The sequence below is a fragment of the Bacillus sp. FSL P2-0069 genome (assembly GCF_038593315.1).
In the GTDB taxonomy this organism is placed as follows: domain Bacteria; phylum Bacillota; class Bacilli; order Bacillales; family Bacillaceae; genus Bacillus; species Bacillus safensis.
Genome location: NZ_CP151984.1, coordinates 2,341,081 through 2,353,556, shown reverse-complemented (window position 1 = coordinate 2,353,556; position 12,476 = coordinate 2,341,081). Strand labels below are relative to the sequence as shown.

Genomic DNA, 12,476 nt, shown 5'->3' with positions numbered 1-12,476 from the left:
AGCAGTGAGTTCATTTGATAAGACAATGAAGTTTAACTTCTCTGATGATTCAGCTGAAACCAATGTGAATGAAGTGCTCATTACAGTTCATGACGCACTCCAAGAAAAAGGATACAACCCGATCAATCAAATTGTCGGATACTTGCTGTCAGGCGACCCTGCTTATATTCCAAGACATCAGGATGCACGCAACCTAATTCGTAAACTAGAACGAGACGAATTAATTGAGGAATTGGTTAAATCGTACTTAGAGACACATAAAGAGGCGTAAAACATGAGAATTCTGGGCTTAGATTTAGGCACGAAAACCCTTGGTGTTGCGATCAGTGATGAAATGGGATGGACAGCGCAAGGGATTGAAACCATTAAAATTGATGAAGCAGGCGGAGACTTTGGTCTCAGCCGCCTGTCTGAGATCGTTGCAGAATTTGGAGCGGATAAAATTGTACTTGGCTTTCCAAAAAATATGAACGGCACGGTCGGTCCTAGAGGCGAAGCCAGCCAATCATTTGCGAAAGTGCTAGAAAACACGTACAATGTTCCTGTTGTGCTTTGGGACGAGCGTCTGTCAACTATGGCAGCAGAAAAAATGCTCATCTCTGCAGATGTGAGCAGACAAAAGCGTAAAAAAGTCATTGATAAAATGGCGGCTGTTATGATCCTGCAAGGATATTTAGACAGCTTAAATTAAAATGAGGTGAATCAAATGGAACACGGAGAAAAGCAAATTACAATCGTTGATGATAATGGAAATGAACAGCTTTGCGAAGTACTATTTACTTTTGAAAGCGACCATTTTAACAAATCTTATGTCCTTTACTACCCAATTTCTGAGCAAGACAATGAGGAAATTGAAATTCATGCATCAAGCTTTACACCGAACGAAGACGGTGAAGATGGCGAGCTAGAGCCGATTGAAACGGATGAAGAATGGGACATGATTGAAGAAACGTTAAATACGTTCTTAGATCAAGAAGACGAAGAATAGAACAAATAAAAGGCCTGTGAACAGATCTTCTTGATCTTTCTTCACAGGTCTTTTTTTACGATCAATATGTTAACTAAATTTGATTTTATGTTGACATAATGAATTGTACCTTTTACTCTGTTTTTAACAATAAATTGAGTGAGGGGCATGGAGATTGAAAATACAAGATATGATGCAAATAGCGTTAATAACAGCGGTCATCGGGATGTTAGGCTTGATCCCGCCGATTTTACTTACATTTACACCTGTACCGATTACATTGCAAACCGCAGGTCTTTTGCTTGCTGGGGGGCTGTTAAAGCCTAAACAAGCACTAATCAGTTTATGTCTTTTTCTTTTGGTTGTGGCAGCAGGCGCACCTCTTTTGTCAGGCGGGAGAGGCGGGATAGGGGTCTTTTTTGGTCCAAGCGGTGGTTTTCTTCTTGCTTATCCTGTTGCTGCCTTCATGATCAGCTTATGGGTGAACCGGCTGAAAAAAGTAACCGCACTGCGTCTTTTTGTGATCTATGCGGTTTGCAGTATTGTGATTTTGTATATGTGCGGCATCCCCTTTCAAGCCATGATGATGCATATGAAGGTCTCGCAGGCGGCTTTCCTTAGTTTGATTTATCTTCCAGGTGATCTCATCAAAGCGGGAATGTGTGCTGTCTTTACGGTCAAAATCATACAGGCCATGTCATATCGAAAAAGGGATCTGCATAAAGGGAGGCGTGCAGTTTGAACAGAATAACGGAAAGCTATGCAGTACATGCAGAAATGAAACCAGATCAGATTGCCATCATAGATGAGCAAGAAAGCATTACATATCAAGATTGGTATGAACGTGTGCAGAGATCAGCACAGTGGTTACAAGGAACGGTTCATCAGCAAAAAAGAATCGCTTTTTTATTATCAAATGGTGCTTCTTTTTTGCAAATATTTGCGGGCGCTGCTTATGCAGGATGGACAGCCGTTCCGCTTGATCCGAGATGGAGTCATGAAGAATGTGTCGAAAAGCTCCTGTTAAGTGAGGCGGATCTCGCCATTATAGAGGATCGATTGATAAAGAGATTTGAACAGGGAAGCGTGGACATGCCGCTTCTTTCTTTATCAGAATGGAAGGAAAGAATGAGCCTTCTCACAGACAGTCCATATAACAGCTGCGATACCGAGAAGGATCCCGTCTTTTATATGGGGTTTACGTCAGGATCAACGGGCTCACCGAAAGCCTTTATTAGGCGTCAGCAGTCTTGGATCGAGAGCTTTCGAATGACCGCTGCTTCATTTGGAATCACTCATCAAGATCATGCTCTTATATTAGGTACACTCTTATCCTCTCACTTTTTATATGGTGCTATTAGTACATTATACTTTGGCGGCACAGTGACGCTTTTAGAAAAATTTGTGCCAGTAAAAGCGAAGAAAGCCTTAGAGACAGGTGATATCACCGTGATGTATACTGTCCCGACAATGACAGAAACGTTACTGCAAATCGAAGCTTATAGAGAAGACAATCCGCTTCTTGTCATGTCATCGGGAGCAGATTGGAGCGTCTCTTCAAAAGAACAGCTCGTGACCAACTATCCACATGTCACTTTTTTTGATTTTTATGGCACATCAGAGTTAAGTTTTGTCTCTTATTTGTCTTCAAATGACTTTATGCAAAAACCTTCTTCTGTTGGACGGCCTTTCTCCTCCATTCAAGTAGAAGTAAGGCGGCCCGATCAATCTGTCTGTCAGCCAAATGAAACAGGGAGAATTTATGTAAAGAGCCCAATGACGTTTTCAGGATACTTGCATGAGCAGAAACCGCCGGAGGAGTGGCTGACAGTTTACGATATGGGATGGCTGGATGAAGACGGTTATCTGTATATGAGCGGTCGTGAGAATGGCATGATTGTCTATGGAGGACTGAATATTTTCCCAGAGGAAATTGAGCGTGTGCTAAATGAACAGCCAGAGGTCAAACGGTCGATTGTGGTTGGCGTTCCTGACCCATATTGGGGTGAAATCCCTGTTGCCATACTGGAGCAAGTGCCGCAAATAAAGGCGGTTCGACAAGCTGTTAAAGAAAAACTGGCGGCCTACAAGGTACCAAAAAAATGGCTTGTGATTGATCAAATGATTGAAACATCCGGCGGAAAAATAGCCCGCGCGAGCATAAAAAAGTGGGCGGAGGAGCAATTGTCATGCAAGCAGTGATCGTAGAAGCAAAACGAACACCCTTCGGTGATAAAAATGGGATGCTGAAAAATTATCGCCCAGAGCAATTAGCCGCTCCCCTTATTCGGCATTTGTCTCAGATGAGGACGCCGGATGACGTCATATTAGGCAATGTCGTCGGAGGCGGTGGAAATATGGCCCGTCTGTCCTCATTAGAAGCAGGTCTTCCTTTACACGTTCCCGGTATGACAATTGACAGGCAGTGTGCCTCGGGTCTTGAAGCGATCCGAACAGCTTGCGTCATGGTTCAATCGGGGGAGGGCACGATGTATATCGCTGGCGGGACTGAGAGCATTTCCAGATCACCAATGAAAGAGAGAGCCCGCTTTTCACCGGAGCGGATAGGAGATCCGCATATGGGAGAAGCAGCTGAGCTGACCGCGTCGGCATTTTCTGTCACGAGAAAAGAACAAGATGACTATGCCCTTTTAAGCTGGGAAAGAAGTTTAGCAGCATTCACACATGGTACATATTCAGAAGAAATCGTTTCGATTGACGGGATGAACATAGATGAAGCGGCTGCTAAAATAAGACCGATGGCAAAGCTGATCAAGCGGGCAAAGCCTGTATTTTTACCGGGAAAAGGAACTGTGACCGCCGCCAATAGCTGTAAGGAAGCAGACGGAGCAGCCGCCGTCGCTGTGATGGAAAGATCGCTAGCGGAAGCAAGTGGATATAAGGCAATGCTACGATACGCCGGAAGTGCTGTGACAGCGATACATCCTCATTTTCCAGCTGCTTCACCAATTGATGCGATCAAGAAGCTTTTACATCAAGAGAACATCAAGGCAGAGGAAGTGGCGTTATTTGAAATCAATGAAGCGTTTGCGCTGAAAGCTGCACTTATTGCCCGGACGCTGGGGATACCATATGACCGAATCAATAGAAGAGGCGGTGCACTTTGCCTTGGGCATCCTTACAGCGCGTCAGGAGCTGCTATGATGGTGAGATTATTTTATGAAGGGCGCGCCTTACCGAATGGAAGCTATGTCATGGCTGCTATTGGAAGTGGTGGCGGCATTGGTTTAGCCGTGTTATGTCAAGTTCTGTCATGACATGCATAAGCAAGTAATTGCCGAACTCCGTCGAATCATGTACTATAAAAGCTAGATGTGAGGAGGGCCATGCATGTTTTCAGAACAAAAGAAACGACCATTCTTCAAAAGAAAAATGGGGATCGTCCTGTTATCTGTCCTTGCTGTCATCATCATTGCAGCATTATCAGGCTTTTTATATGTTAAATCAGCACTCGGACCGGTCGATCAAAAAAGTAAACAAACCATTAATATTCATATTCCAAATGGGACATCTGTCCGCGAAATTGCAGGCATTTTAAAAGATAATGGGCTCATTTCGAATGACGCGATTTTTACTTATTATGCAAAATACAAAAAGGCGTCCGGCTTTAAAGCGGGATATTTTCATTTAAAACAAACAATGGACGCAGACACGCTGATCAAAAAGCTGACATCTGGCGGGACAGATTACGCCTTTCAGCTTGTGATTCCAGAGGGAAGACAGCTGTCTGATATTGCAGCCATTATTGCAAATCAGACGAATTTTTCAGCGAAGGAAGTTGAAGCGAAGCTGGATGATCCTGATTTTATTCAAACACTAATGAAAAAATATCCGAAAACCGTGACATCACAGGTGAATGGAAAACAGGTGAAACATCCGTTGGAGGGTTATTTATTCCCTGCTACGTATCCATTTTATCGTGAGGATGAATCGCTCGAAACGATCATTGAAACGATGATTAAACAAACAGATCAATACGTGAAAACGTATGAAAAAGACATGAAAAAAAGAAACATGTCCATACATGATGTGTTAACGATGGCATCACTGATTGAAATGGAAGCAACAGAAAAGACAGATCGGGCAAAAATCTCAAGTGTATTCTATAACCGGTTGAAAAAGGACATGCCGCTTCAAACTGATCCAACCGTTCTTTATGCACTTGGTGAGCATAAATCCCGCGTGTATTACAAAGACCTAAAAGTGAAATCTCCTTATAACACGTATAACAACAAAGGGCTGCCGCCTGGACCTATTGCAAATGCTGGTGAATCCTCTTGGAAAGCCGCTTTGCATCCAGAGAAAACGGATTACGTTTACTTCCTTGCGAAGAAAAATGGCGAAGTCGTATTTACGAAAACGTTAAATGAGCATAATAAAGCAAAAGCGAAATACATCACAGGCAGCAATTAATGGACAAGTGAATCGAAAAAGACTGTAGACAATATGAGATTGCCTGCAGTTTTTTTCGTTGGAATCTCCATTTTATAGGTTCGCAATTACCACTTCTTTGTGGTAAAATATATCGGGTTGTTTTTACTTAGATGAACGAAAGATTGACGAGAAAGAGAGCTGCAATAGGCAGGACTCTTCTTTTTCAGGTCATGAAGGAGCTAGACAAATAATGACTATCGAAGATGATCGAATAAATGATTATATTGAACATTTAATTCACCCAAGTCCAGATGCAATCGCTCAATTAGAGATATATGCAAAAGAGCATCATGTACCCATTATGGAAAAGGTGAGCATCGAGCTTTTATTGCAGCTGCTTTCGATGAAACAGCCGAAAAAAATTCTTGAGGTTGGGACAGCGATTGGCTATTCCGCCATTCGAATGGCAACAGCTCTTCCAGATGCTGAGATTTATACGATTGAGCGAAATGCAAAGCGCTATGAAGAAGCAACACGGAACATTGAGGAATTAAAGTTAAAAGAAAGAATACACGTGTTTTTTGGTGATGCGATGGAATCGGCTAAAACGGTCCAAACGATGGCGCCCTATGATGTGATCTTTATTGATGCCGCAAAAGGGCAGTACAAGCGTTTTTTTGAATTGTTTGAACCGATGCTCGCTCATGACGGAATAATTATCACAGACAATGTATTATTTAAAGGCTTAGTGGCAACGAATTATGAAGAAGAAATTGAAGATAAACGAAAAAAACAATTAATTGGAAAAATTGATCGATACAATCAATGGCTCATGTCAAACCCTGATTTCCAAACGTGCATTATTCCAGTTGGAGACGGGATCGCCATTAGTACAAAAAGAGGTGACCAATCATGAAGAAACCAGAATTGCTTGTGACGCCAAGCAGCGTGTCAGACGTACTGCCATTAATTGAGGCAGGAGCTGATGCATTCTTAATAGGCGAACAAACATACGGTATTCGTCTTGCAGGTGAGTTTTCAAGAGAAGATGTGAAACAAACGGCTCTGCTTGCACATGCCCATCACAAAAAAGTGTATGTAGCGATGAATGCGATTTTTCATAATGACCGCGTGCAGCTGCTTGGAGATTATTTAACCTTTCTCGATTCATTAAACGTGGACGGCGTCGTCTTTGGAGACCCCGCTGTGATCATGGCAGCAAAGGAAACAGGAGTGAACCTGAATCTTCACTGGAGTACAGAAACGACTGGGACAAACTATTACACTTGTAACTACTGGGGCAGAAAAGGCGCATCGCGAGCTGTTCTTGCAAAAGAGCTGAATATGGACAGTGTGATCGACATCAAAGAAAATGCTGAGGTGGAGATTGAAATTCAAGTCCATGGCATGACATGTATGTTTCAATCGAAACGTACGCTCATCGGCAACTACTTTGAATACCAGGGCAAACAAATGGATGTCGTAGGCAGAAACATGGAGGAAGGGCTATTCCTGCATGACCAAGAGCGTCAAAACAAATATCCTATTTTCGAGGATGCAAACGGAACACATATTATGAGTCCAAATGATGTGTGTATGATTGACGAATTAGAAGAGTTTGTTGACGCAGGCATTGACTCATTTAAAATTGACGGAATTTTAAAGTCACTTTCTTATATGACAGAGGTGACATCACTTTATAGAAAAGCAATTGATTTACTAACGACTGACAAAGACGCGTATGAAGATCAGAAAGAGGACTGGGTGAAGCGGATTGAAGAGATTCAGCCAGTGAATCGTTCGATTGATACAGGGTTCTTCTTTAAAGAAACGGTTTATTAAGATAAGAGGAGGCAGAGGAAATGGCATTATTGAAAGATGGTATTTCTGAAATGATTGATGGGAAACGTGTCATTACAAAAAAACCAGAACTGCTTGCACCCGCAGGAAACTTGGAAAAGCTGAAAATTGCTGTACATTACGGAGCTGACGCTGTTTTTATTGGCGGGAAAGAATTTGGACTTCGCTCAAATGCAGATAACTTTTCAATTGAAGAAATGGCAGAAGGTGTCGCATTTGCAAACAAATATGGCGCACGCATTTATGTGACAACAAATATCTTCGCCCACAATGAAAACATGGACGGGCTGGAGGAATACCTTCAAGGGATCGAAGGCGCTGGAGTAGCAGGCATTATCGTAGCTGATCCACTGATCATTGAAACATGTAAACGTGTTGCACCGAAACTTGAAGTCCATTTAAGCACACAGCAATCTCTTTCAAATTGGAAAGCTGTTCAGTTTTGGAAGGAAGAAGGGCTTGAGCGTGTGGTGCTCGCACGTGAAACTAGTGCGCTAGAAATTAGAGAAATGAAAGAAAAGGTCGATATTGAAATCGAAACATTCATTCACGGTGCGATGTGTATCGCATACTCTGGCCGCTGCGTGCTCAGTAACCATATGACGGCAAGAGATTCTAACCGCGGAGGCTGCTGCCAGTCCTGCCGCTGGGATTATGATCTTTATAAACTAGAAGGTTCTGAGGAAGCGCCTTTATTTGGTGAGGAAGATGCGCCATTTGCAATGAGTCCAAAAGATTTGAAGCTTGTTGAATCCATTCCTCAAATGATCGAAATGGGAATTGACAGCTTAAAAATCGAAGGACGGATGAAATCCATTCATTATGTTGCCACTGTTGTAAGTGTATACCGCAAAGTCATTGATGCGTATTGTGCTGACCCAGACAATTTTGTCATTCAGCAGGAATGGTTAGATGAATTAGATAAATGCGCAAACCGTGACACAGCACCAGCCTTTTTCGAAGGCGTACCAGGAACGGATGAACAAATGTTTGGCATTCATGGAAAGAAAACGACATTTGATTTCGCAGGTCTTGTTCTTCATTATGATGAAAAAGAACAAATCGTGACATTGCAGCAGCGTAACTTCTTTAAGCAAGGCGACGAAGTCGAATTCTTCGGACCAGAAATTGAGAATTTCACATGCAAAATTGAAACAATTTGGGATGATAAAGGAAATGAACTAGATGCTGCTCGTCATCCGCTGCAAATCGTCAAATTCAAGCTTGATCAAAAAGTATACCCTAGCAACATGATGAGAAAGGGGAAATAACAGCCACATGAGGAGTAAACCAGTTGTCATTGGTATTGCTGGCGGCTCAGGTTCAGGTAAAACGAGCGTCACCAATTCAATCTATGAAAAATTTAAAGGACATTCCATCCTCATGCTTCAGCAAGACTTATATTACAAAAATCAAAGTCATATGCCATTTGAAGAGCGCCTGCTCACGAACTATGATCATCCGCTTGCATTCGACAATGACCTGATGTTTGAGCATTTGGAACAGCTCCTAAGATACGAATCCATTGAAAAACCAATATACGATTTTAAACTAAACACACGTTCAGAAGAGACGGTTCATGTTGAGCCGAAGGATGTCATTATCGTTGAAGGTATCTTTGCGCTCGAAGACGAACGTTTGAGAGACTTAATGGATATTAAACTGTATGTTGATACAGATGCAGACCTTCGCATCATCCGCCGCATTTTACGCGATACGAAGGAAAGAGGCCGGTCGATCGATTCTGTCATTGAACAATATGTATCTGTTGTCAGACCGATGCATAATCAATTCATTGAACCGACGAAACGATACGCCGATATCATCATCCCAGAAGGCGGCCAAAACCATGTGGCGATCGACTTAATGGTGACAAAAATTCAAACGATTCTTCAAAACCGAGCAGAGTAAATGGTGGAGAAGAAAAAGACCTTTACAGTGTAAAGGTCTTTTCAGCATCATCTTACCAAACTCTCACAAAAACTTGTCCTAAGACAGACGTTCCTTTATAAAGAGTGATAGTGGCATCGCCACGTGAATGAGCGGTCACTAGCCCACTAGAGCTTACAGAAGCAACACTCTGGTTATCGGTCCAATAACGTGTTGCTGCAGCATTATAGACTGAGCATTGCTCACCAACTCTCATAGGTAAATCGTAATTTTGAATCGAAATTTACATCTAATGTTTTAAATCCCGAGGAGCAGCTATTGACTGTGAAATCCGCTGTTTCTTTGGCTGAAGCCATGCCCATTAGTGAAAAAGATAAGGTAGAGATGGATAGAACAGAAACAATTGTTTTCTTCATGTTCATTTAAAACACTCCCTAGCATGTATTTGGTCTTGCATTGATAAAATCCAACAAAAACCAAATATTCCCTTGTTAATATTTGTTAATTGTGTGTGAACATTTATTAAAGCAGCATTCTCGGGAAAAACTTAAGGGTTTGATATGATAAGAAAACAATGAAGAAAAGAAGAGATGGAGAAATCACTACCACATAGCGAAAGAATGAAGTTGAAAAAGTATATTAAAAAAACGACAAACAAATCATCACAAATTTTCAAACAATTCTTGATCAAAATGCAATTTTGTAATAATATAGCATAGACATATCGTACACTGACCATATTATGTATTGGAAGATGGAGAATGGATAAGCTATTCTTCTACATATGATCGAAATGGCCGAACGAGGTACAGGAGCTTCCTGTGCCTTTCCACAGTTTGTGCGATTTTAGACCGCTGCGAGTGGTCCTGTCTAATTAAAGGCATAATAGTTGCATCTAAAAGGGACGCCATGTAAGATGGACTTTTACGAATATGGTACAGAAGGAATGAGGGCCTGAACATGTCCTCATTCTTGTATATTTCAGTCGTCACTCACGTGCAGAAAGTTTGTATGATGAGGATTAATAGAAGGAGTGAATGATTCATGGCACAAGAGAAAGTATTTCCAATGACAGAAGAAGGAAAACGTAAATTAGAAGAAGAGCTTGAATATTTGAAAACGGTTAAACGTAAAGAGGTTGTAGAGCGTATTAAAATCGCTAGAAGTTTTGGAGACCTCTCTGAAAACTCGGAATATGATTCTGCTAAAGAAGAGCAGGCGTTTGTAGAAGGCCGTATTACAACGCTTGATAATATGATTCGTAATGCTAAAATTATCGAAGATGAAGGAAACTCAAATGTGGTTTCACTTGGTAAAACGGTGACATTCGTTGAATTACCAGATGGGGAAGAAGAGTCTTACACAATTGTTGGAAGTGCAGAAGCTGATCCGTTCGAAGGCAAGATTTCAAACGATTCACCTATTGCAAAAAGCCTTTTAGGTAAACAAGTAGACGACAAAGTAACCGTTCAAACACCTGGCGGAGAAATGTTCGTCCAAATTGTAAAAATTTCATAATCACGTTTATCAGGTAAACACCTCGTCCACAATAGGGACGAGGTGTTTTTATGCGCAAAAAAAGAAGAATTCAATGGACAGGTGCGATTATTTTTATACTATTGCTCGGTCTTCTGATGAGACTGGCAGAAATTCAGCTGTTCTTCACAGAATCGTTTTCAAAGCTTGATATCAATTTAATACAAGAAAGTGTCAAACAGCGAACAGAAGAAGTCGTTATTTCAGACGGGCGCGGTGAGTTTTTAGATCGAAACGGCCAAGCACTTCTTACAAAAGAACAGCCTGCGGTTATCTTATTTCCTTTCCTGCAATATGATCTTCCACGCTTGCAGCAAACCGCCTCTATTCTTGAGATGGAAGAGGATGAACTCAAAAAACAGTTAACAGAAACGAAAAAACCTCTCATTTTAAAAGATGACATCACGAAAAAAAAACTGAAAGACATCAATGATATGAAATATTCAGGTGTGTACGGCGTATATATGAAAGAGAAGGACAAAAAAAGACTTGCCCTCCACACATTAGGTTTCACAAGCGAAAATCCAGAACTACTCAGAAAGCGTTATCCTGACAAAAAAGAGCTTTCCATACGTACTGAAATCGGCACATTTGGGCTGGAAAGCACCTTTGACGAATTTCTATTACCCGAGCAAGACACAAAATTGTTATATCATGTGGACGGAAGGGGAAACCCTTTGTTCGGTATGGACGTCAAATATACAGCAGAAGCTCATTCCTTTTATCCACTTCAGGTACAGACAACAATAGATGAAGACATGCAGGCTGAAATGGAGAAGGTGCTCAAAGACCAAGGCGTTGAAAAAGGCGGTGCCGTTCTGCTCGACATTGAAAGCAGCAGTGTACTGGCAATGGCAAGTACCCCAAATGTCACAAGCAAAAATCGGCATGAGGCAAGAAATTACATGCTGACAGCGATTGCTCCAGGCTCTGTCTTTAAAACAGCTGTACTTGCCGCAGCAATCGAAAAAAACCTTGACCAGCCACAAACCATGTATGACTGTCGAAAGAATTTATATGGAGAGCCTGAAGGAAAACAGGAAGTGCTGAATCTGACGGACAGTTTCTCGCAGAGCTGCAATTATACCTTTGCGGCACTTGCTGAAAAGCTCATTCAAACAGATGATCAAATCATCGAAATGACGGCTGCAAAGCTTGGACTCATAGATCGAGCTGGCTGGGAAGGGGATGTCTATCATAAGCATCACTTCAAACAGTTTGATCGTGAAGAAACAGGCAGTGTGTGGGGAGATAAAAGAGACAAGCATGTCAAAAAAGCCATTGCACAAACCGCAATAGGACAAAAAAATGTCAAAACAACTCCTCTGCAAATCGCGAATATGATGGCTGCGATCGCAAGAGGAGGAGAACGAAAAGAAGTGAAAATCGCAGAAAAAGTGCTGTATCAAAACGGAACAACGATGCTGTCCTTTCAAAACAAACGGCCTGAAGGGGGCAGCATTGACCGCTATACAGCTCAAAAGCTGCAAAAATTCTTAAGGCAGGTGGTGACCTCTGACAAGGGAACCGGAAGAAGGTTTCAAGATTTGCCATACGGTGTAGCGGGAAAATCAGGTACTGCCCAAACCGGCAGTCAAGACAAAAAGGGGAATCCGCTTTATCATAAGTGGTTTGCAGGATACTTTCCGGTAGAAAAACCAAAATACGCCCTTGTCGTTGTTCACCTTGACGAGACAAGTGGCCGGGCTAAGACAAATGATGCGTTTTATGATATTGTAAAAAAGGTCAATGAAATTGAAAAGAAACAGACATAGAACATCCCTTCATGACATGTTAGAATAGTAACGACTTAGGGAACAGAGGCAAA

14 protein-coding genes are annotated in these 12,476 nt (G+C 41.8%); 13 read left to right on the top strand and 1 reads right to left on the bottom strand.

The genetic code is table 11. The features are described 5' to 3' along the window. Nucleotides 1–4: 4 nt before the first annotated feature. The 11 genes from NSQ34_RS12070 (at nucleotide 5) to udk (ending at nucleotide 9,133) form a co-directional block, all read left to right on the top strand. Nucleotides 5–271, top strand: a complete 267-nt coding sequence (locus NSQ34_RS12070; RefSeq protein ID WP_008358522.1) for an IreB family regulatory phosphoprotein — start codon at nucleotides 5–7, stop codon at nucleotides 269–271. A 3-nt stretch (nucleotides 272–274) separates the two neighbouring features. Beyond that, nucleotides 275–691 (top strand): Holliday junction resolvase RuvX, encoded by a 417-nt coding sequence (gene ruvX / locus NSQ34_RS12065; protein WP_024427871.1) that lies wholly within the window; start codon nucleotides 275–277, stop codon nucleotides 689–691. A gap of 15 nt (nucleotides 692–706) precedes the next feature. After that, nucleotides 707–988, top strand: coding sequence for a DUF1292 domain-containing protein (locus NSQ34_RS12060; protein ID WP_024423112.1), 282 nt, complete (start codon nucleotides 707–709; stop codon nucleotides 986–988). A gap of 154 nt (nucleotides 989–1,142) precedes the next feature. Continuing rightward, the gene (locus NSQ34_RS12055) at nucleotides 1,143–1,709 is read left to right on the top strand and encodes a biotin transporter BioY (protein WP_065214588.1); all 567 of its coding nucleotides are present in this window, start codon (nucleotides 1,143–1,145) and stop codon (nucleotides 1,707–1,709) included. Continuing rightward, nucleotides 1,706–3,169, top strand: coding sequence for an acyl-CoA synthetase (locus NSQ34_RS12050; protein ID WP_098676987.1), 1,464 nt, complete (start codon nucleotides 1,706–1,708; stop codon nucleotides 3,167–3,169). The genes NSQ34_RS12055 and NSQ34_RS12050 overlap by 4 nt, the downstream gene beginning before the upstream one ends. Continuing rightward, complete coding sequence (locus tag NSQ34_RS12045) at nucleotides 3,157–4,245, top strand: acetyl-CoA C-acyltransferase (protein ID WP_176966911.1); 1,089 nt, start codon at nucleotides 3,157–3,159, stop codon at nucleotides 4,243–4,245. Before NSQ34_RS12050 ends, NSQ34_RS12045 begins: the two co-directional genes overlap by 13 nt. A 73-nt stretch (nucleotides 4,246–4,318) precedes the next feature. Further along, entirely contained in the window at nucleotides 4,319–5,401 is a 1,083-nt protein-coding gene (gene mltG, locus NSQ34_RS12040) for an endolytic transglycosylase MltG (protein ID WP_041118095.1), read from the top strand. A 211-nt stretch (nucleotides 5,402–5,612) separates the two neighbouring features. Continuing rightward, nucleotides 5,613–6,278: an O-methyltransferase gene (locus NSQ34_RS12035; RefSeq protein WP_268456546.1), complete on the top strand. Its 666-nt coding sequence runs from the start codon at nucleotides 5,613–5,615 to the stop codon at nucleotides 6,276–6,278. Next, complete coding sequence (locus tag NSQ34_RS12030; RefSeq protein ID WP_024427876.1) at nucleotides 6,275–7,204, top strand: peptidase U32 family protein; 930 nt, start codon at nucleotides 6,275–6,277, stop codon at nucleotides 7,202–7,204. Before NSQ34_RS12035 ends, NSQ34_RS12030 begins: the two co-directional genes overlap by 4 nt. A 20-nt stretch (nucleotides 7,205–7,224) precedes the next feature. Next, the gene (locus NSQ34_RS12025) at nucleotides 7,225–8,493 is read left to right on the top strand and encodes a U32 family peptidase (protein ID WP_098676983.1); all 1,269 of its coding nucleotides are present in this window, start codon (nucleotides 7,225–7,227) and stop codon (nucleotides 8,491–8,493) included. Between the two features lie 7 nt (nucleotides 8,494–8,500). Beyond that, complete coding sequence (gene udk, locus NSQ34_RS12020; RefSeq protein WP_024423106.1) at nucleotides 8,501–9,133, top strand: uridine kinase; 633 nt, start codon at nucleotides 8,501–8,503, stop codon at nucleotides 9,131–9,133. Between the two features lie 52 nt (nucleotides 9,134–9,185). Here udk and NSQ34_RS12015 read toward each other — a convergent pair whose 3' ends face one another. Continuing rightward, on the bottom strand, nucleotides 9,186–9,368 hold the full coding sequence (locus NSQ34_RS12015) for an Ig-like domain-containing protein (protein WP_255290962.1): 183 nt from the start codon (nucleotides 9,366–9,368) through the stop codon (nucleotides 9,186–9,188). Between the two features lie 788 nt (nucleotides 9,369–10,156). Between NSQ34_RS12015 and greA the strand changes: the two genes are divergently transcribed. Then, the gene (gene greA, locus NSQ34_RS12010) at nucleotides 10,157–10,630 is read left to right on the top strand and encodes a transcription elongation factor GreA (protein ID WP_008358505.1); all 474 of its coding nucleotides are present in this window, start codon (nucleotides 10,157–10,159) and stop codon (nucleotides 10,628–10,630) included. Nucleotides 10,631–10,680: 50 nt separating this feature from the next. Further along, nucleotides 10,681–12,423: a penicillin-binding protein 2 gene (locus tag NSQ34_RS12005; RefSeq protein ID WP_176966913.1), complete on the top strand. Its 1,743-nt coding sequence runs from the start codon at nucleotides 10,681–10,683 to the stop codon at nucleotides 12,421–12,423. Nucleotides 12,424–12,476: the final 53 nt, after the last annotated feature.

Excerpts from the sequence above, each read along its gene's own strand:
- mltG (WP_041118095.1), top strand. The coding sequence starts at position 4,319 with ATGTTTTCAGAACAAAAGAAACGACCATTCTTCAAAAGAAAAATGGGG.
- ruvX (WP_024427871.1), top strand. The coding sequence starts at position 275 with ATGAGAATTCTGGGCTTAGATTTAGGCACGAAAACCCTTGGTGTTGCG.
- NSQ34_RS12025 (WP_098676983.1), top strand. The coding sequence starts at position 7,225 with ATGGCATTATTGAAAGATGGTATTTCTGAAATGATTGATGGGAAACGT.
- NSQ34_RS12015 (WP_255290962.1), bottom strand. The coding sequence starts at position 9,368 with ATGAGAGTTGGTGAGCAATGCTCAGTCTATAATGCTGCAGCAACACGT.
- NSQ34_RS12035 (WP_268456546.1), top strand. The coding sequence starts at position 5,613 with ATGACTATCGAAGATGATCGAATAAATGATTATATTGAACATTTAATT.
- NSQ34_RS12045 (WP_176966911.1), top strand. The coding sequence starts at position 3,157 with ATGCAAGCAGTGATCGTAGAAGCAAAACGAACACCCTTCGGTGATAAA.
- NSQ34_RS12030 (WP_024427876.1), top strand. The coding sequence starts at position 6,275 with ATGAAGAAACCAGAATTGCTTGTGACGCCAAGCAGCGTGTCAGACGTA.
- NSQ34_RS12060 (WP_024423112.1), top strand. The coding sequence starts at position 707 with ATGGAACACGGAGAAAAGCAAATTACAATCGTTGATGATAATGGAAAT.
- udk (WP_024423106.1), top strand. The coding sequence starts at position 8,501 with ATGAGGAGTAAACCAGTTGTCATTGGTATTGCTGGCGGCTCAGGTTCA.
- NSQ34_RS12005 (WP_176966913.1), top strand. The coding sequence starts at position 10,681 with ATGCGCAAAAAAAGAAGAATTCAATGGACAGGTGCGATTATTTTTATA.
- greA (WP_008358505.1), top strand. The coding sequence starts at position 10,157 with ATGGCACAAGAGAAAGTATTTCCAATGACAGAAGAAGGAAAACGTAAA.